This is a genomic window from Rhizobium leucaenae USDA 9039 (assembly GCF_000426285.1).
Taxonomy (GTDB): Bacteria; Pseudomonadota; Alphaproteobacteria; order Rhizobiales; family Rhizobiaceae; genus Rhizobium; species Rhizobium leucaenae.
This window is the reverse complement of sequence record NZ_AUFB01000030.1, coordinates 17601-34955: the sequence shown is the minus strand read 5'-3', so window position 1 is coordinate 34955 and position 17355 is coordinate 17601. Positions and strand designations below refer to the sequence as shown.

Annotated in this window: 15 protein-coding genes and 3 pseudogenes; 10 read left to right on the top strand and 8 right to left on the bottom strand. The window is 57.3% G+C overall.

The genetic code is table 11. The features are described from left to right. Positions 1-27 precede the first annotated feature (27 nt). Together K290_RS0128240 and K290_RS0128235 are read right to left on the bottom strand one after the other, a co-directional pair. Complete coding sequence (locus K290_RS0128240; RefSeq protein ID WP_028754919.1) at positions 28-1026, bottom strand: ABC transporter permease; 999 nt, start codon at positions 1024-1026, stop codon at positions 28-30. A gap of 36 nt (positions 1027-1062) precedes the next feature. Next, entirely contained in the window at positions 1063-1842 is a 780-nt protein-coding gene (locus K290_RS0128235) for an ATP-binding cassette domain-containing protein (RefSeq protein ID WP_425337613.1), read from the bottom strand. A 197-nt stretch (positions 1843-2039) separates the two neighbouring features. Here K290_RS0128235 and K290_RS0128230 point away from each other — a divergent pair, with 197 nt between their 5' ends. Together K290_RS0128230 and K290_RS0128225 are read left to right on the top strand one after the other, a co-directional pair. Further along, positions 2040-3020, top strand: a complete 981-nt coding sequence (locus K290_RS0128230; protein ID WP_028754917.1) for an NAD-dependent epimerase/dehydratase family protein — start codon at positions 2040-2042, stop codon at positions 3018-3020. A 48-nt stretch (positions 3021-3068) separates the two neighbouring features. Beyond that, positions 3069-4055, top strand: a complete 987-nt coding sequence (locus K290_RS0128225; protein WP_028754916.1) for a substrate-binding domain-containing protein — start codon at positions 3069-3071, stop codon at positions 4053-4055. 182 nt (positions 4056-4237) lie between these two features. On the opposite strand, the gene K290_RS38800 is transcribed toward K290_RS0128225, so the two are convergent. Together K290_RS38800 and dinB are read right to left on the bottom strand one after the other, a co-directional pair. Beyond that, entirely contained in the window at positions 4238-4405 is a 168-nt protein-coding gene (locus K290_RS38800) for a DinB family protein (protein ID WP_280750679.1), read from the bottom strand. Positions 4406-5420: 1015 nt separating this feature from the next. After that, positions 5421-6512, bottom strand: coding sequence for a DNA polymerase IV (dinB, locus tag K290_RS0128215; RefSeq protein WP_028754915.1), 1092 nt, complete (start codon positions 6510-6512; stop codon positions 5421-5423). 164 nt (positions 6513-6676) lie between these two features. Between dinB and K290_RS39010 the strand changes: the two are divergent. Continuing rightward, positions 6677-6754 (top strand): annotated as a pseudogene (locus K290_RS39010) (DNA polymerase ligase N-terminal domain-containing protein); the annotation flags it as partial. 53 nt (positions 6755-6807) lie between these two features. Here K290_RS39010 and K290_RS35215 read toward each other — a convergent pair. From K290_RS35215 to K290_RS0128190, 4 genes and pseudogenes are all read right to left on the bottom strand, one after another. After that, positions 6808-7613 (bottom strand): annotated as a pseudogene (locus K290_RS35215) (ABC transporter ATP-binding protein). A gap of 11 nt (positions 7614-7624) precedes the next feature. After that, positions 7625-8329, bottom strand: a complete 705-nt coding sequence (locus tag K290_RS0128200) for an ABC transporter permease (protein WP_028754913.1) — start codon at positions 8327-8329, stop codon at positions 7625-7627. After that, on the bottom strand, positions 8329-9054 hold the full coding sequence (locus K290_RS0128195) for an ABC transporter permease (RefSeq protein WP_028754912.1): 726 nt from the start codon (positions 9052-9054) through the stop codon (positions 8329-8331). Before K290_RS0128195 ends, K290_RS0128200 begins: the two co-directional genes overlap by 1 nt. Before the next feature lie 33 nt (positions 9055-9087). Further along, positions 9088-9786, bottom strand: a complete 699-nt coding sequence (locus K290_RS0128190) for an FCD domain-containing protein (protein ID WP_028754911.1) — start codon at positions 9784-9786, stop codon at positions 9088-9090. Positions 9787-9969: 183 nt separating this feature from the next. On the opposite strand from K290_RS0128190, the gene speB reads away from it, so the two are divergent. From speB to K290_RS38875, 7 genes and pseudogenes are all read left to right on the top strand, one after another. Further along, entirely contained in the window at positions 9970-11016 is a 1047-nt protein-coding gene (gene speB, locus K290_RS0128185) for an agmatinase (protein WP_028754910.1), read from the top strand. A 78-nt stretch (positions 11017-11094) separates the two neighbouring features. Next, entirely contained in the window at positions 11095-11937 is an 843-nt protein-coding gene (locus K290_RS0128180; RefSeq protein ID WP_028754909.1) for a lysine/arginine/ornithine ABC transporter substrate-binding protein, read from the top strand. Between the two features lie 122 nt (positions 11938-12059). Continuing rightward, complete coding sequence (locus tag K290_RS0128175) at positions 12060-13442, top strand: aspartate aminotransferase family protein (RefSeq protein WP_028754908.1); 1383 nt, start codon at positions 12060-12062, stop codon at positions 13440-13442. A gap of 13 nt (positions 13443-13455) precedes the next feature. Next, the gene (locus K290_RS0128170; RefSeq protein WP_028754907.1) at positions 13456-15048 is read left to right on the top strand and encodes a gamma-glutamyltransferase family protein; all 1593 of its coding nucleotides are present in this window, start codon (positions 13456-13458) and stop codon (positions 15046-15048) included. A gap of 20 nt (positions 15049-15068) precedes the next feature. After that, entirely contained in the window at positions 15069-16502 is a 1434-nt protein-coding gene (locus K290_RS0128165) for an NAD-dependent succinate-semialdehyde dehydrogenase (RefSeq protein ID WP_028754906.1), read from the top strand. Positions 16503-16595: 93 nt separating this feature from the next. Then, a pseudogene (locus tag K290_RS36595) lies at positions 16596-16939 on the top strand (DUF1612 domain-containing protein); the annotation flags it as partial. Next, positions 16930-17208 (top strand): AMP-binding protein, encoded by a 279-nt coding sequence (locus K290_RS38875; RefSeq protein WP_028754904.1) that lies wholly within the window; start codon positions 16930-16932, stop codon positions 17206-17208. The pseudogene K290_RS36595 and the gene K290_RS38875, both read left to right, overlap by 10 nt. The last annotated feature ends 147 nt before the right edge of the window (positions 17209-17355 follow it).

Below are 17355 nucleotides of genomic sequence, written 5' to 3'. Positions count from 1 at the left end.
CCGGTGATGGGCTCCGTCAATCTCCGGCTATTCGCTCTGTCGGAAATTGCGGATCCGATCGAAGAGGACGGCAAGCACGATCGCTCCGCCGATGAAGGTCCCTTGCCAGAAGGCATTGATGCCGAGCAGGCCGAGGCTGTTGCGGATCACCTCGATCAAGGCAGCCCCGATCAGCGCGCCGAAGGCGGTGCCGACGCCTCCGGCGAGATTGGCGCCTCCGATGACGGCGGCGGCAATGACCTGGAGTTCCATGCCGGCACCGATATTGGTGGTGACGGCGCCAAGCCAGCCCGTTTGAATGATGCCGGCGAGCCCTGCTGAAAGGGCGGATATCATGTAGACGGCAACTTTGATCTTCCTGACCGGCACGCCCGTGAGCGTTGCCGCGTGCTCATTGCCGCCGATCGCGAAGATATAGCGACCGAACCTGGTCCAGCGCAGCAGGAAGCCGGTGATTAGCGCCAGTACGATCATGTAGATCACGGGATTGGCAATGCCCAAAAGCCAGGCACCGCCGCCGAGCGCCAGCAGCTTGTCGTGATCCGGTCCAAACTGGAAAACCACGGTGTTGTTGGAGGCGACCATGGCAATGCTGCGCGCGATCGACAGCATGCCCAGCGTGACGACAAAGGGCGGAAAGCCGAGATAGGCGATCAGTAGGCCGTTAAAGACGCCGATCAGAAGCGCCGTGCCGATCGAAGCCGCGATGCCGACCTCGATGCTGTAGCCGGCATGCATGACCACCGCGAGCACCATGCTGCACAGGCAGAGCACGGATCCGACCGACAGGTCGATACCGCCGGTGATGATGACCATCGTCATTCCGAGAGCGATGATGGCAACGAAGGTAACATTTCGGGTGATATTATAGAGGTTCTTGGCCGTCGCGAAGGAATCCGTCGCAAAGGACAGGAAAAGACAGGCGAGAATGACGGCGATCAGCACCCAAAAGGTCTGGCTCGCCAAAATGGCAGCCAGCCAGCTATGCTGCTTCTGCTCGATTGTCCGGTCCAAGGTGATTGCCATTGTCGACCTTCTTTTCTTCGCAAAACGCTTACCGTCTCAGACCTGTTCGATAGCCCCTGTGATGAGCCCGGTAACTTCTTCGGGGGAACTTGTTGCAATTGGCTTGTCGGCGACTTTTCGGCCCCGTCGCATGACGATGACCCTATCGGCCACGTCGAAGACGTCCGGCATGCGATGGCTGATCAGGATAACAGCGATGCCGCGGTCGCGCAGATGGCGGATCAGGTTCAGAACTTCGGCCACCTGCCGGACCGAAATTGCCGCCGTGGGCTCGTCCATCAACACGATCTTCGCCTCAGATAGCATGGTGCGGGCGATCGCCACCGCCTGCCGTTGGCCGCCGGACATCTGCTTGACGAGATCGCGTGGCCGGGTCTCCGACTTGAGCTCCTTGAAGATTTGCCCGGCCCGCTTATACATCGCCTTATAATCGAGCACTCGCAGAGGACCGACGCCATACCGCAGCTCGCGCCCGAGAAAGACGTTCGCCGCCGCCGACAGATTGTTGCAGAGCGCGAGGTCCTGATAGACGATCTCGATGCCATGCTGCCGTGCTTCCACCGGACGATGGAGAACAAGTTCGGCACCCTCTAGCCGCATCATTCCGTGGCTTGGGCGGAAGTTGCCGGCGATCATCTTGACCAATGTCGACTTGCCGGCGCCGTTGTCGCCCATTAGGCCGACGACCTGTCCTGCCTCCAGCGAAAACGAAACGTCGTTGACCGCCTGGATTGCACCAAAATGCTTGGAAATGTTTGTAAGCTCGAGAACCGTCACCAGCCTTTTAGCCTCCCGAATCCTGCCGGCCTGGAACAACTGCCTTGTCGGACCACGGTTTCGCTTCTCCGATCTCCTCCTGGAAAAGCGATAGCTTATATTTACGCAAAACCTGGCGAGAGCGTCAATCAATCGCCCGATGAATTGGATCAGCTAGCTCAAAAATTGTTTAGCAAAGACAAATACTCGTTGACGAGTGAACCGGCAGAATATTAGCTGTTTGTGGAGGAAGGGGTATGCTGATCCTTGTCACCGGAGCGACGGGCAAGGTCGGGCAGCATTTCATCGCCGGGCTGCTTGACGACCCGCGGTTTTCAAAAGCGCGCATTCGCGCGCTTTGCCATAATCGCCTGTGCCCTGAAAGCGACCGCGTTGAGGTGACACGCGGATCCATCGCGGATCGGAACGTGGTGGTTGCGGCTCTTTCCGAAGTGACCCATGTCCTGCATCTTGCCACCTGCAAGGAAACTCCCGACGACGTCATGGACGTGACGGTCAAGGGTCTGTTCTGGCTGCTTGAGGAATTCCGCACAAGCGCGACCGCGCGCCAGCTCATCCTCATCGGCGGCGACGCCGGTATCGGCCATTTCTATTATCGCCATGACGGTCCGGTGACCGAACATGCGCCGCATCGAGCCTATCCAGGGTGCTACGCGCTGTCAAAGGTGCTGGAAGAGGTGACGCTGGAGCAGTTTACAATCCAATATGGCATCAATGGCTGCTGCCTTCGTGCGCCCTGGATCATGGAAAAGGACGACTTCAAATACAGCTTGTCCTTCGGCGACGATGTATTCGGCGGTCCAGACTGGAAAACGCTGGTTCCTATGGCCGACGCCGAGCGCTATGCAAGAATGGGGACCGTGCCTCTGCTGCGCGATTCCGACGGGCGCCCGCTGAAACGCAATTTCGTGCATGTCGATGATCTCGTCTCGGCGATTCTTTCGGCGATCGACAACCCGCGTGCCAAGGGAGAGCTTTTCAACATCTGCATGGATCGACCCGTCGACTATGCGGAGGTCGCCGCTTACCTTGCCCGCACGCAAGGCCTCGACGCCGTCGACATACCAAGCCGGTATCATTCGAACTGGATGGACAACAGCAAGGCCAAGTACCTGCTGAACTGGCAGCCCAAATACGATCTGGAAATGCTCATTGACTCGGCTTGGCGTTACGAACGGCCACGCAATGATCCGCGCGTCGTCTGGTATCCGGGTTGATCGCATGACGGACGCGCAGTGTCCGTCTGTTTCAAGTGGGAGGAACCAATGAGGAAAGCATTATTGATTACCGCCGCAGTGCTGGCGCTTGCTTCGGGGGATGCACTTGCCAAAAAGCAGCTCGTCATCGTGGTGAAAGGCCTAGACAACCCGTTCTTCGAGGCAATCAACCAGGGTTGCCAGAAGTGGAACAAGGAAAATGCCAGCTCGGAATATGAGTGCTTTTACACCGGTCCGGCATCGACCTCCGACGAGGCCGGAGAGGCGCAGATCGTCCAAGACATGCTCGGGAAGGCCGACACGGCTGCAATCGCGATTTCGCCGTCAAACGCAAAGCTTATCGCCCAGACCATTAAGACGTCCAATCCGTCGGTCCCGGTAATGACCATCGACGCTGACCTTGCCGCCGAAGATTCGGCTCTCCGCAAGACCTATCTCGGAACGGACAACTACCTGATGGGTGTTCGTATCGGCGAATACATCAAGAAGGCCAAGCCCAATGGCGGGAAAATATGCCTGATCGAAGGTAATCCCGGCGCCGACAACATTCTGCGTCGGGCTCAGGGTACGCGCGACACTCTGACCGGCAAGAAGGGGCTAACGGAGTTGAAGGGCGAAGGCGGCTGGACCGAAGTCGCGGGCTGCCCGGTCTTCACCAATGATGACGGTGCCAAGGGCGTTCAGGCGATGACCGACATTCTCGCCGCCAATCGGGATCTCGATGCCTTCGCGATCGAAGGCGGCTGGCCACTGTTCGGTGCGCCGCAGCCTTACCGGGATTTGTTCAAGCCCATGGCCAAGCGCCTCGCCAGCAACGATTTCGTCATCGGCGCCGCCGACACCATCGGCGACGAAGTGGCAATCGCACGCGAAGGTTTGGTTACTGCGCTCGTCGGCCAGCGGCCATTCGAGATGGGCTACAAGGCACCTTCCGTGATGATGGATCTGATTGCCGGCAAGAAGGTCGATGATCCGGTCTTCACCGGCCTTGACGAATGCACCAAGGATACGGTGGATACCTGTATTCAGAAGTAGTTTTCGCGTTTTGGGGTGTCCGCCTTGCGGGCACTCCCAGGCGGGCAAGGCCATTACTCAAGCGCTGCCGGTCTACGAACGCCAACCGCTTAGATATGACTGACGTTCAATAGTCTCGCCGCTGCGCGCGCAGCCGCATTGTTTTTGGTTTGGAACGTGCCCAGATCAGGAAAGCAGGCAATCTACTCCAACATTTGAAGATCAGTCGGTTGTGGTTCTGCGCCCGCTGCCGTGAGCATGCCGTGGACCTGGCCCCGATGGTGTGTCTGATGGTTGAAAAGCTGCATGACACAGAGCGCCTGTGGCTTCTCGATTTGAGTGCAGCCATCCCCCGGATACCAGACAAGCATCCCGTCCAGATCCGCGTCCAGCAATCCCGCGGGCCACTCTTCGATTTCTCGGTTCCTTTGCAAACGCGGCAGCTTGAACTCGTCCCGATCCGATGGAGTTGTAAGGGAGTGCTTAATCGTTTCCTCAGGGCGCCCGTTTGCGTTTCAATGATCCAGTGAAGCAGGTGAAATTACAGAAAACTACTTCTAAATCCGGTTGTCCTCACGGGCGTTGAAATAGGCAGCGCGGCTGTCGTTAGGGAGTGGGAGGAGTTTTGATGATCCCTCGCATAAGAGAAAGAATGGCTGCCGAAGTTCAGGCAACCCTTACCGGAAATCCACCTCCCATTTACAAGACGGCATGAGGTTCGACCGTATCGAGGCATGGCTTTGTTGATCACACTTTTGCTGTGACAAATGGGGACATGATTTCAGTCTTTGAAAGCGTCGTATCGACGCTGCTTTGATCGCAAAATCTTAGACCACTCTATCAACGACGGAGGTTGCAGACGGCGCGGTGTCGTCATCAAGTCAAGCCCTTATAAATTCGGTCCGGAAATTAAGGCCCGCATTGGCGGAATGGGCGGCAAAATATCGGATTCAGTAAACTGGTGTCTTGGACCGGTGATTTTCAGATTATTGGCCGTTTTGGCAAAAACTCGATGTGAGGCAAGCAAATAACGACACGATCGGTCCGCCGGAGCGACCGAATAACGCCGCTCGAAGCGACCGGTATTCGCCCCTTGCAGAGGAGCCGCGCGAATCTATTCATTTATTAGGCACTGCTGATCGCCTAAATATATCTCGTTCAATACTAAAGGAACAAGATGTCTGAACATTCGCACTCGCTGGAGTCGACAAGGCATTGCCTGTCGGACCGAAAGCCCAAAGGCACCATTATTTACATCGTGGTTGCAGCAGTTGTGGTTCTCACTGGACTTACTTCAGGGCGGCACGAGAGCTCAGCGACACCGCAGCAGCACATCGAGAAGATGCTTCAGTAGACGGATTGATTGGCCGGACGATCATCTGAAATCTAATAAAGCGCCAATCGCAACTGCGGCTCCGCGGCCGGGACGCGACGCTCCAGCGAAGACAAGGTGACGCCGAGCAGGCGAATGCCCTTGCGCGGCGGGAAGACTGGCGCCAGCAGCAGTCCGACGATGTCCTCCAGATCGCTGATCGCCGGCAGGGCTGCTGCAAACGTCTTGCTGCGGGTGATCTGGTGGAAGTCAGCATATTTGACCTTGAGCGTCACGGTCTTCGCGCCGATCCCATTGGCCTCGCAATAACCCCAGACCTTTTCGATCAGCGGCTGCAGCCATTCGCGGGCCGGCTCATAGGCATGCAGGTCCTGCGAAAACGTATCCTCGGCCCCGACGGATTTGCGCACCCGGTTCGGCTTGACCTGCCGCTCGTCGATGCCGCGGGCAATGCCGTAGAAATACGGTCCCGACTTCGCGAAATGCTCCACCAGGAACTCGAGCGTCTTATCCTTGAGGTCCGCGCCGGTGTCGATCCCCAGCCGATGCATCTTTTCGGCCGTTGCCGGGCCGACCCCGTGAAACTTTTTAACGGGGAGAGCCTCGACGAAGGCTGGTCCGTTCTTCGGCGTGATGACGGCCTGGCCGTTCGGCTTGTTGAGGTCGCTCGCCATCTTGGCGAGGAATTTGTTGTAGGAAATCCCGGCCGATGCGTTGAGGCCGGTGATCTCTTTGATTTTGGCGCGGATCTCCGACGCAATCTCGGTGGCAATCTCCATGCCCTTCAGGTTTTCGGTGACATCGAGATAGGCCTCGTCGAGTGATAGCGGTTCGATGAGAGGCGTGTACTCCGCAAAGATCTCGCGGATCTGCTGTGACACCGCCTTATAAACGTCGAAGCGAGGCGGCACGAAGATCAGTTCCGGGCATTTGCGCTTGGCTGTGACCGACGGCATGGCCGAATGAACGCCAAAGGCGCGCGCCTCGTAGCTCGCCGCCGCCACGACGCCGCGGGCCGCCGATCCGCCGACGGCAATCGGCTTGCCGCGCAGTTCCGGGTTATCGCGCTGCTCGACTGACGCGTAATAAGCATCCATGTCGATGTGAACTATTTTTCGGATGGGTGTCGAGCTCATATCGTTCATGTCGGCTTCAGCGATAGCGATGGGGTCGGCATCTTGAAATTCGCGTCGAAACAAAAAGGGAACATAGCAGGCTGCGCGGCGATATCAATCATTTCAATGCGGAACGTCGGATCTGCTGTCGAAACCACCAGCCGCCGGCGGTGTTCTGTATCCTCCATAGGACCATGGCCGACAATCTTTCGAAATATCGTGCCAAGCGCGATTTCAAAAAGACCAGCGAACCGAGAGGCGAGCCGCACGTCATTTTGAGAAACTGCTCCGAGCGATCGCCGAGTCTGTATCCGCAGTGGACCTCTCAGTGTCGCTCGTGTGCGAGGAACTGGCGAAAACGCTCGGACTTGGGATGCTTGAAAAGTTCCGCGGGCTTTCCCGTCTCTTCGATAACGCCCTTGTGGAGAAACACGATTTTATTGGAAACGTCCCGCGCGAACGCCATCTCATGCGTTACGACCAGCATGGTTCGACCCTCTTCGGCAAGCGAGCGCATGACTTTAAGCACTTCGCCAACAAGTTCGGGATCAAGCGCAGAGGTCGGCTCGTCAAACAGCATGACCTTCGGCCGCTGCGCAAGAGCACGAGCAATCGCCGCGCGTTGCTGCTGACCTCCAGATAGATGGGCTGGATAGAAATTTCGCTTGTCGGCGATTCCAACTCGTTCGGCAGCGCTTCTGCTTCCGCGACGCATTCAGCACGGTTGCGCTTCTGCACATGCACCGGCGCTTCGATTACATTCTCCAAAATGGTCATGTGCGACCAAAGATTGAAGCTCTGAAACACCATGCCAATGTGTTCCCGCAGCCGATCGACCTGCCTGCGGTCGGCAGGCTCGGTCCTGTGGCGCCCCTTTTTCAGGGAGAACATCTCGCCGCCGATGCGTATCTCGCCACTGTCTGGCACTTCAAGCATATTGATGCATCGGAGCATCGTCGATTTTCCGGAGCCGGAAGAGCCCAGGATCGATATCACGTCGCCTTCGTGAGCTTCTAGCGAAACGCCTTTGAGAACCTCCAGCGGGCCGAAGCACTTTCTGAGATCCTTGACCGAAACGGCAGCGCTCTTTTGTATGTTATCGCTGACCAAGACTGTTCCCCTGACTAACATGCGTCCTCCCGTTAAGTGGTAGGATTGGGTGGCATGCGCAAATGTGGTGAAAGCCAAAATTCGACCACCATGAGCATACGCGTGACAACGAAATTGATCGCAAGGTAAATCGCCCCTGCAACGATGAAGATTTCGAAAGCCCGAAAGCTGTCCGCAATCAATTTTCCTGCAAGACCGGTGACTTCCATGATGGTGATCACAGAAGCAAGCGCCGTTGCCTTGACCATCAGGATGATCTCATTCCCGTAGGCAGGCAATGCGTGCCTTATGGCAACCGGAAGAATGATGCGCCTGAACAACAGGATGCCGGACATGCCGCAAGCGCGCGCCGCCTCAACCTGTTGCATGGAGACGGCCTGCAGGCCACCTCGAAAGATTTCGCTGCAGTAGGCGGCTGTGTTCAGCGTCAACGCCAACACGGCGCACCAACAAGGTTCACGGAAGAACCACCAGACGCCAAGATCCTGCAGTCCATACCGGAATTGACCGAGGCCATAGTAGATCAGGAACATTTGGACAAGGAGAGGTGAACCTCTGAACACGAAGACATAGGCGCCGGTTAAGGTTCGACCTATGGTGCCGCCCATCACCGCAATGAGCGCGATGACAAGTGCCAGGACGCTCCCCGCCAGAATGGATGTGACTGCAAGTTCGATGGTTAGCGGCAAACCGGTCAGAAGTGTGAGGAGCGTTTCCCTCATGAAGCCTATATCCATCACAAGGCCCTCCTTATCCCTTGAGTTGTTCGGGCTTCCATTTTCCTGAACAGGATCGAGGAGACCCAGGTTATAACGAGATAAAGGACGACCGCCGTCAGGTAGAATTCAAACGGGCGGCGTGTGGACCCGGCGGCGATTTGCGATTGCCTGAGGAGTTCGACAAGCCCGGTCACGGAGATCAATGCCGATTCCTTCAGTACAAGTTGCCAGGTGTTTCCAAGTCCCGGAATGGCGTAGCGAAGCACGAGAGGTGCGATGATGCGCCTGAACTTGGGCCACGGCCGCATGCCAACGGCGCTGGCCGCTTCAATTTCGCCGCGCGCAACCGATTTGAAGGCCCCACGAAAGACTTCGGCCTGATAGGCGGCCGAGACGACGCCAAGTGCCAGGGTTCCGGTCAGGAAGGCGGGCATTCCGATGAAACCATGATAGCCGAGCAGGCCGCCGACAGATCCGAGCAGCGAGCTTCCGCCGAAATAGAAAAGATAGATGATCAGAAGGTCCGGCACGCCGCGAAGAATTGTGGTGTAGCAGTCGGCAAGCCAGCGAACGGCCATGTGCGGCGACAACTGCATAATGGTAATAACGGAGCCGATGACCGTTCCAGCCAGAAAGCCACACACGGAAACGCCAATTGTCATGGCGGCGGCCGTCAGAAGGAGCGGACCCCAGCCTGTCTGCCCGACGCCGACGAGTGCCAGATAACTATCGATAAGCTCCATGCGTGAACCTCTTTGTGAAAGCTTGGCTTTGGCTCAGTCGACAGTCCGCCGATGCGCCCAAATGCGCTGGAGCTTCGACATGTTCTTGAGCGAGCTTTGCACATGCGCGCGCGCTGCATTTGCAGCCGCCTCGCGGTCGCGTGCGCAGATAGCATCCGCAATTGCCCGATGCTCATCAAGATCCGTGTGCTCGAGATCGACCCAGAGAACCTCGAGCCACAGGGCCAAACGAAGCTGCTGGTAGACTTGGTCGGTTACCCTTACGAGAGCCTCGTTCCGAGTCGATTCCACAATGACTCGGTGGATGTACAGTCCAAGGTCTAGGTTGCGGGCGGCGTCGGACGGCGCCTCATTGGTCGTCTCCTTGAGCTCGATCATCTGAGCGATTACGCCTCGAAGCCGGTCAAGGTCTTCTTCGGTCGCCATCTCGCAGGCAAGCTGCGCTGCGCAGACATCGAGCGCCTCGCGAACAACCAGCAAATTGCAGAATTTGGTGACGTCCAGGTCGGTGACCGTGTATCCGAGGTTTCGTTGTCCGACGATCAATCCTTCCTCTTCAAGCTTCATCAACGCTTCGCGCAACGGCGTCCGGCTGACGCCAAAGCGCTTGGCAAGCGTGTTTTCCGACAGTCGCTCCGAGGGGCGTAGTTGGCCGCTGAGGATGAGATCCTTCAGCTGCGAGTACGTGCTCTCACGCAAAGAGCCTCGCTGTTCCGTTTTGGTCGATGCCAATCAATTCCCTTTCCATATTTCCGCCCGTTCAGCGAGTCCTGTCGGTGGCACCATAGCTTTTTCCCTCTTGCTTGATCAAGGAGAATACGATTATGTATACAATGTTGACCACAACAAGCAATGGCCTTTCATCTGCATTTTGGAAGTGGCTTGAAATGTGGGTACAGGACAAATGGAGGCCCGATGCCGGAGATTCTAAGCCTGGAAGAATTGCGGGAGCGCTTTTCGAATGCTTCAGGCGGCGACATGTTCGATCCGGAGTTTCGAAAGGTTGCCGAGCTGGTCTTTGGGGATGGCGACAGCCGTCAGGCTCCTTATTGCGGCATACCAACGCTTTTGAAGGCTCCTTATCGTCCTGATGCGTCGCCGGATTTTACCGGCATCGACATCGCGCTTTTCGGGATACCAATGGATCTTGGCGTGACGAACCGATCAGGTGCGCGGTTCGGGCCGCGTGCCGTTCGCAATGTCGATCGGGTCGGTCCTTATGAGCATGTGTTGCGCGCCATTCCAACCGCCCATGCACGGGTCGCCGATGTCGGCGATGTTCCGTTCAGGAGCCGCTTTGATCTCACCGCATCCCATGAGGATATCGAGCGATTTGTCCTCGGGGTGGTCAAGGCGGGCGTTGTGCCTTTGGTGGTCGGTGGCGACCACTCGATCGGTCTTCCCATTCTCCGGGCTGTCGGCGAGGATCGATCGGTGGGGATGATCCATATCGATGCGCATTGCGATACCGGCGGCTCCTTTGAGGGGTGCAAATTCCATCATGGCGGCCCCTTCCGGCAGGCGGTTCTCGATGGCGTGCTGGATCCGCGGCGGACAGTTCAGATCGGCATTCGAGGAAATTCGGAATATCTATGGGAGTTCTCGTATGCATCCGGCATGACTGTCATACATGCGGAAGAGGTCGGCGATATCGGCACAGGGGCGGTCATCGCAAGGGCGAGGGAAATCGTCGGCTCGGGTCCGACCTATATCAGCTTCGATGTCGATTCTCTCGATCCGGCGTTTGCGCCGGGTACGGGGACGCCTGAAGTCGGTGGGCTGACTTCAGCCCAGGCGCTGGGCATTCTGCGAGGTCTTGCGGGATTGAATATCGTTGGCGGCGACGTCGTGGAGGTCGCTCCGCAGTATGATCCAACAACGAACACGGCGCAAATCGCGGCGCAGGTTCTATTCGAGCTCCTCTGCCTAGCGGCGGAGGCAATCAAGATTCGCGCGTCCTAGCGACTGGGGCTGGGCGTCGTGAATGCTGCACCGCCCTGTCCGCAAAAGGACAGGGGGTAACAAAAAGGGGAATGCAACATGCAATTATCAAAACTCTTGCTGACGTCCGTCTTACTGGGTGTTGCCTTTGCTGGCGCTGCCACCGCCGAGACAAAGCCAACCGAAATTACTATTGCGACCGAAGGCGCGTACGAACCCTGGAACTTCACTGGACCTGATGGCAAGCTTGCCGGGTTCGAGATCGATCTCGCCAACGACCTCTGCGCGCGCATGAAGATCAAATGCACGATCGTCGCGCAGGATTGGGACGGCCTCATTCCATCGCTCAATGCAAAAAAGTTCGATGCCATCATGGCCTCGATGATCGTTACCGAAAAGCGTCTTGCCGTCATTTCGTTTAGCGAGCCCTATGCCCCGACTGCGGCGGCCTTCATGGTCGACAAGACCGGTCCGCTTGCAAATCTGCCAGGTACCGGAACTACGGTCGATCTTGCCGGAGACAAAGCGAAGGTCGAGCAGGAATTGCAGCCGCTTCGAGACGCCCTCAAGGGCAAGACGGTCGGCGCCCAGGTATCGACGGCGAACGCAGTATTCCTCGATACCTACTTCAAGGGCGTTGTCGATCCTAGAGAATACAAAACTGTCGAGCAGCATGATCTGGATCTTCAGGCCGGCCGCATCGACGCGGTCGTTGCGCAGAAAACATCGCTGACCGCCACGCTTCGAAAGGACGACTTCAAAGACTACACGATAGCCGGTCCGACCTTCAAAGGCGGGGTCTTCGGGCAGGGTATTGCCGCAGGACTTCGCAAGGACGATACGGTCCTGAAGTCCATGTTCGATGCCGCGATCAAAGCAGCCAAGGCGGACGGCACGATCGACAAACTTGCGCAGAAATGGATCAAGACAAATCTTGATTGATTGAGCGCTGAAATTCTTACCCCGACAAAAATGGCAGCCGGTGCACCAAAAGGTCTCATCGGCTGACCGGCGGAGCTTTGCCAAGCGTCGCTATCGAAACATACCTCATTTGGAGAGCCATTGTGACCATCCTTCTTAATTCCCTTGAAGCTCGGGACGCTGCTTTCGTTCTGCATCCCTACACCAATGCCTCGCAACATTTGAAGGACGGTCCGCTGGTGATTGCAAGGGGCGAGGGCATCCATATCGTCGATAGCGAGGGCAATAAGTATATCGAAGGTCTTGGGGGGCTGTTTTGCGCATCGCTTGGCTTCAGCGAACAGCGGCTGGTCGATGCCGCGACCCGGCAAATGAAGGAATTGCCGTTCTATCACAGTTTTGGTGGTAAATCGCATGAGACGGCCATCGAGCTGGCCGACAGGCTCATCGAGCTTTCACCTGTCCCGATGTCGAAGGTGTTCTTCGCTAATTCGGGTTCCGAGGCCAATGATACGGCTATGAAACTTGTCTGGTATTATCACAATGCGATCGGCAGGCCGGAAAAGAAAAAGATCATCTCGCGTATGCGTGCCTACCACGGCGTGACAATCGCCTCGGCAAGCCTGACGGGGCTCCCCAATAATCACCGTGATTTCGATCTGCCGATCGCCCGCGTGCTGCATACGGATTGCCCGGAATTCTATCGCTACGGCCAGCCGGGTGAGACGGAAGAGGAATTTGCCACACGTTGCGCGGAATCGCTTGAGAGACTGATCCTTTCGGAAGGGCCGGAAACAATCGGTGCGTTCTTTGCCGAACCGCTTATGGCATCAGGCGGCTGCATCGTCCCGCCGCCAACATACTACGAGAAAATTCAGGCAATTCTGAAGAAATACGACGTGCTGCTAATCGCAGACGAGGTGATCTGCGGCTTCGGCAGGCTTGGGACGATGTTCGGTTCTGAAAGCTTCGGGCTGCAACCGGATATGATCGTGATGGCAAAGCAGCTTTCGGCAGCTTACCAGCCAATCTCAGCACTGATGATCAATGAAAAGATCCATTCTGCGATCGTTTCAGAAAGCGAGAAGATCGGAACCTTCGGCCATGGCTTCACCTATAGCGGCCATCCAGTCGCCACCGCCGTCGCGCTGGAAACCCTCAAGATATACCAGGAGCGAGACATAGTCGGCCATGTCCAGGACGTAGCGCCGTTATTTCAGCGCCGACTGAATGATCTCAGCGAGCATCCGCTCGTTGGCAACGCCCGTGGTCGGGGTCTGATCGGAACGCTTGAACTCGTTCGCAACAAGGAGACGAAAGAGGCGTTCAATCCGGCCCATGGCATTGCTATCCACGCCGGACGAAGAGCGCAGGCCCACGGCGTCATCACCCGAGCATTGGGCGACAATTACTCGCTGTGCCCGCCGCTGATCATCACCGAGGGGCAGATCAACGAATTGTTTGACCGCTCCACCCGCGCGCTGGATGACAGCTATGCCTGGGCCAGGGCGAGTGGATTGTACTGAGGAACGATTGAAGATGCGCAATTTCGAAACTCCGGGAAGATCGATCGCCGTCGGGCGCAATGGGATGGCGGCGACATCCCATTCGATGGCGACCATGACCGCGATCGAGATACTGAAGAGCGGTGGCAAGGCCATTGATGCCGCCGTCGGCGCCTGCGCCGTCCAGTGTGTGGTAGAGGCGGGGTCCACCGGCGTGGGTGGTGACTGCTTTGCATTGCTGACGGCAAACGGCAGCGACCAGGTCGTGGCCTATAACGGCTCGGGACGTACGCCCGCTGCGGCGAAATACGACTGGTACAAGAATAACGGCATTACCACCATCGACCGGTCATCGCCCCATGCCGTGGCGATTCCGGGCGCGGTGGATGCCTGGACACGCCTTGTCGCCGACCACGGCAGAATGCCGATCGCGGAGATACTTGCTCCGGCAATCGCGCTGGCACGGGACGGCTATGGGATCACGCCGAGGGTGGCAGCCGACATTTCAAACCAGCGAGACTTGCTTTTACGTGATCCGTCGACCCGTCGCATCTTTTTGACTGACGATCAGGTTCCCGCTGTCGGATCGGTCCAACGTCAGCGTGAACTCGCGCAGACGCTGGAAGCTATCGGGATCTTGGGCCGTGACGGATTCTATCGCGGCCCGATTGCCGAGGATATGCTGGCCAAGCTGAAGTCGCTGGGCGGTTTGCACACGGCGGAGGACTTTGCCTCCGCCTCCGGTGAATATGTAAAACCGATCAGCGCGATCTACCGAGGATGGACCGTCCACGAATGCCCGCCCAACGGTCAAGGCATCATCGCGCTCATGATCCTCAGGATTTTGGAGAGGTTCGAGCGCAAGGGCGATCCGCTAAGCGTCGATAATCTGCACATCGAGGTGGAGGCAACGAGGCTTGCCTATGCGGCGCGCGATCGATGGGTGGCCGAGTCGGAAACGTCGCTTGTCCCGGTCGAACACCTTTTGTCCGATCAGTTTATAGACGGTCTTGCCGCAAAAATAGATCTGCGGAAAGCAGTCGATGTCGGAGCGATTATCGACAGTGTCGAGCATTCGGATACCGTTTACATTTCGGTGGTCGATAAGGACCGAAATGTCGCGAGCTTCATCAATTCGATCTTCCATCCTTACGGAAGCGGCCTGATGGCTCCGAAGTCGGGTGTCTTGTTTCATAATCGCGGCCAGAGTTTCGTCATGAAAGATGGTCATCCGAACGCGATAGGTCCGCGCAAAAGGCCGATGCACACAATCATTCCGGGGCTGGTGACGCGCGCTGGAAAAGCCGTACTTTCATTCGGCGTCATGGGAGGACATTACCAGGCGATGGGTCACGCCCACTTCCTTTCCAAGCTTTTTGACTACGATCTCGATATCCAAAGTGCAGTCGATCTTCCGCGTCTGTTCCCGCTTCCGGGCACGGCCACGGTCGAGACTGAGGCGCAGCTTCGCGCGGCGATCGGTAACGATCTCGAAGCTCTCGGTTTTAAGGTTGTCGCACCCAAATGGGCGATCGGCGGGGCGCAGGCGATCTGGATCGATGATCAGAATGGCACCTTGTTGGGCGCTTCCGATCATAGAAAAGACGGTTGTGCCCTCGGTTACTGACAAAAAAGGATGGAACTGAAATGTCGGAGTATCCGAACACAGGGCTCTATATAAACGGGGTCTGGCGCGACGGCTCGAATGAGCGACTGCCCGTCGTAAATCCGGCGTCGAGCGAGGTTATCGGCAACGTCTCAAATGCCAGCAACAATGATCTCGACGAGGCACTTGCCGCAGTATCGGCCGGGTTCCAACAATGGCGTCAGGTCAGTGCGTTTGAGCGGGCGAAACTCCTTCGCAAGGCGGCTGAAATTCTGCGTGGGCGCTCGACGGTGATCGCCAGGACGATGACGCTGGAACAGGGTAAGCCATTGGCCGAGTCCCTGGCGGAAACCTCGACTGCGGCCGATATTATCGACTGGTTTGCCGAGGAAGCGCGTCGCGCCTACGGCCGTTTGATTCCTCCAAGAGCGATGAATGTCAGACAGATGGTCGTAAAGGAGCCCGTTGGCCCGGTGGCGGCCTTCAGTCCTTGGAATTTCCCATTGAACCAGGCGGTTCGAAAAGTGTCCGCAGCTCTTGCTGCTGGCTGTTCGATTATCTTGAAAGGACCGGAAGAGACGCCGGCGAGTTGTGCTGAACTTGTTCGGGCATTCGCTGACGCGGGCTTGCCGGCCGGCGTCCTCAATCTTGTCTTCGGCATACCGGCCGACATATCGAGCTACCTCATTCCGCATCCGGTGATCCGCAAAATCTCCTTCACAGGATCGACGGCGGTCGGAAAACAGCTTGCCTCACTTGCAGGCGCCCATATGAAGCGCGTGACGATGGAGCTGGGCGGGCACGCGCCGGCGATCGTGTTCGATGATGCGGATGTCGATCTGGCCGTTCGGATATTGAGTGGCGCAAAGTTTCGAAATGCCGGGCAGGTCTGCGTGGCGCCCACGCGCTTTCTCGTTCAGCAGGGCGTGTATGAGAGATTTCTGGAAGGCTTTGTGAAGGCAGCCGAAGCGATAAAAGTGGGCGACGGTTTGATGGATGGCGTGAACATGGGGCCGCTTGCCAACGCCCGTCGCGTCGAGGCTATGGAAGCGTTGACAGCGGACGCCGTATCTCATGGAGCAAGCATTGCGACCGGCGGCAAGAGGCTAGGAAATCGAGGAAATTTCGTCCAGCCCACTATTCTCACCGGTGTTCCCCAGGACGCGCGTATTGCGAATGAGGAGCCTTTCGGCCCCATCGCATTGGTCAGCGCATTTGCGGATTACGACGCGGCCATCTTGGAGACGAACCGACTGCCCTACGGACTTGCCGCCTATGCCTATACGAAATCCGCAAAGACAAGCGCCGCGCTCGCCCGCGATATAGAAAGTGGGATGCTTTCTATTAATCAACATGGGCTGGCGCTGCCAGAGTTGCCTTTCGGAGGCGTGAAAGACTCCGGTTACGGCTCAGAAGGCGGCACAGAGGCGATGGAAAGCTACTTCAATACAAAGCTCGTGACTGAAGCGACATAGTTCGATTTTTGACCGCAGAAGGCCCGAAAAATTTCAAAAGACCTACCTGACAGGGTGGAACGGTAGAATGTCGGCGTTACAAAAAAAATCCAAGATGCCTGGAACGAGTTGGCGGTGTCGCAGGACGCGCCGTGGCTCGGCGGGCTACTGGCCGCCGTAAATCTCGGCTTGAAATCCATCCCCTTCGATCGGCGCCGGCATCGTGACTGGGAGATCCGACTGCTGGCGATCACGCCCGGAGTCCTGGCGTCCGCAGAGATCGGGCTAAAGGAGCACGATCGGCTGGCGCTTGCGAAAAAATGATGGAGCTGAAATTGGTAGGACGGCGGGCGTCGTCCAAATTGCTGGATCTGGTCGAGCGGGTGATGGCGCGGCCGTTCGTCTCCGCCGGCATGGTGGCGGAGATGCTGGACGTCACGCCGGCCAGATGCGCACGGTCTATGGCGATCATGAACGTTTCATCCAGACCTATTTCTCGACCTACAAGGTCAAATACTTTACGGGTGACGGCTGCCGGCGCGATGAGGACGGCTATTACTGGATCACCGGCCGCGTCGATGATGTGCTGAACGTCTCCGGCCACCGCCTGCAGTGCCATACAGACCCCGCGCGGATGCAGCGGAAAACGATTGCCAAGCGAATTTTCTGCTCTGGCTCCAACATTATAAGCGGGCAGCACCGCTTTGCGGCGCATCGGAGAGGCTAAATCGAGTTAACCGGTGCTCGCCGCTTATTTGAGCGCACCATGGCCGGGCAAAATTGCCAGAGTTTTTGGCTCCTCACGGGGGCGTGACAATCGGCGAATCCAGAAGATCTTCGGATGAAGGAGGCTCGCGCCTTTCAGTGATTTTCG

What these genes read in the sequence shown, in the direction of transcription:
- dinB (WP_028754915.1), bottom strand. Translation starts at nt 6,512, where the DNA reads ATGAACGATATGAGCTCGACACCCATCCGAAAAATAGTTCACATCGAC.
- K290_RS38800 (WP_280750679.1), bottom strand. Translation starts at nt 4,405, where the DNA reads ATGCTTGTCTGGTATCCGGGGGATGGCTGCACTCAAATCGAGAAGCCA.
- K290_RS0128240 (WP_028754919.1), bottom strand. Translation starts at nt 1,026, where the DNA reads ATGGCAATCACCTTGGACCGGACAATCGAGCAGAAGCAGCATAGCTGG.
- K290_RS38875 (WP_028754904.1), top strand. Translation starts at nt 16,930, where the DNA reads ATGCGCACGGTCTATGGCGATCATGAACGTTTCATCCAGACCTATTTC.
- K290_RS0128230 (WP_028754917.1), top strand. Translation starts at nt 2,040, where the DNA reads ATGCTGATCCTTGTCACCGGAGCGACGGGCAAGGTCGGGCAGCATTTC.
- K290_RS0128165 (WP_028754906.1), top strand. Translation starts at nt 15,069, where the DNA reads ATGTCGGAGTATCCGAACACAGGGCTCTATATAAACGGGGTCTGGCGC.
- K290_RS0128225 (WP_028754916.1), top strand. Translation starts at nt 3,069, where the DNA reads ATGAGGAAAGCATTATTGATTACCGCCGCAGTGCTGGCGCTTGCTTCG.
- K290_RS0128195 (WP_028754912.1), bottom strand. Translation starts at nt 9,054, where the DNA reads ATGGAGCTTATCGATAGTTATCTGGCACTCGTCGGCGTCGGGCAGACA.
- K290_RS0128180 (WP_028754909.1), top strand. Translation starts at nt 11,095, where the DNA reads ATGCAATTATCAAAACTCTTGCTGACGTCCGTCTTACTGGGTGTTGCC.
- K290_RS0128170 (WP_028754907.1), top strand. Translation starts at nt 13,456, where the DNA reads ATGCGCAATTTCGAAACTCCGGGAAGATCGATCGCCGTCGGGCGCAAT.
- K290_RS0128200 (WP_028754913.1), bottom strand. Translation starts at nt 8,329, where the DNA reads ATGGATATAGGCTTCATGAGGGAAACGCTCCTCACACTTCTGACCGGT.
- speB (WP_028754910.1), top strand. Translation starts at nt 9,970, where the DNA reads ATGCCGGAGATTCTAAGCCTGGAAGAATTGCGGGAGCGCTTTTCGAAT.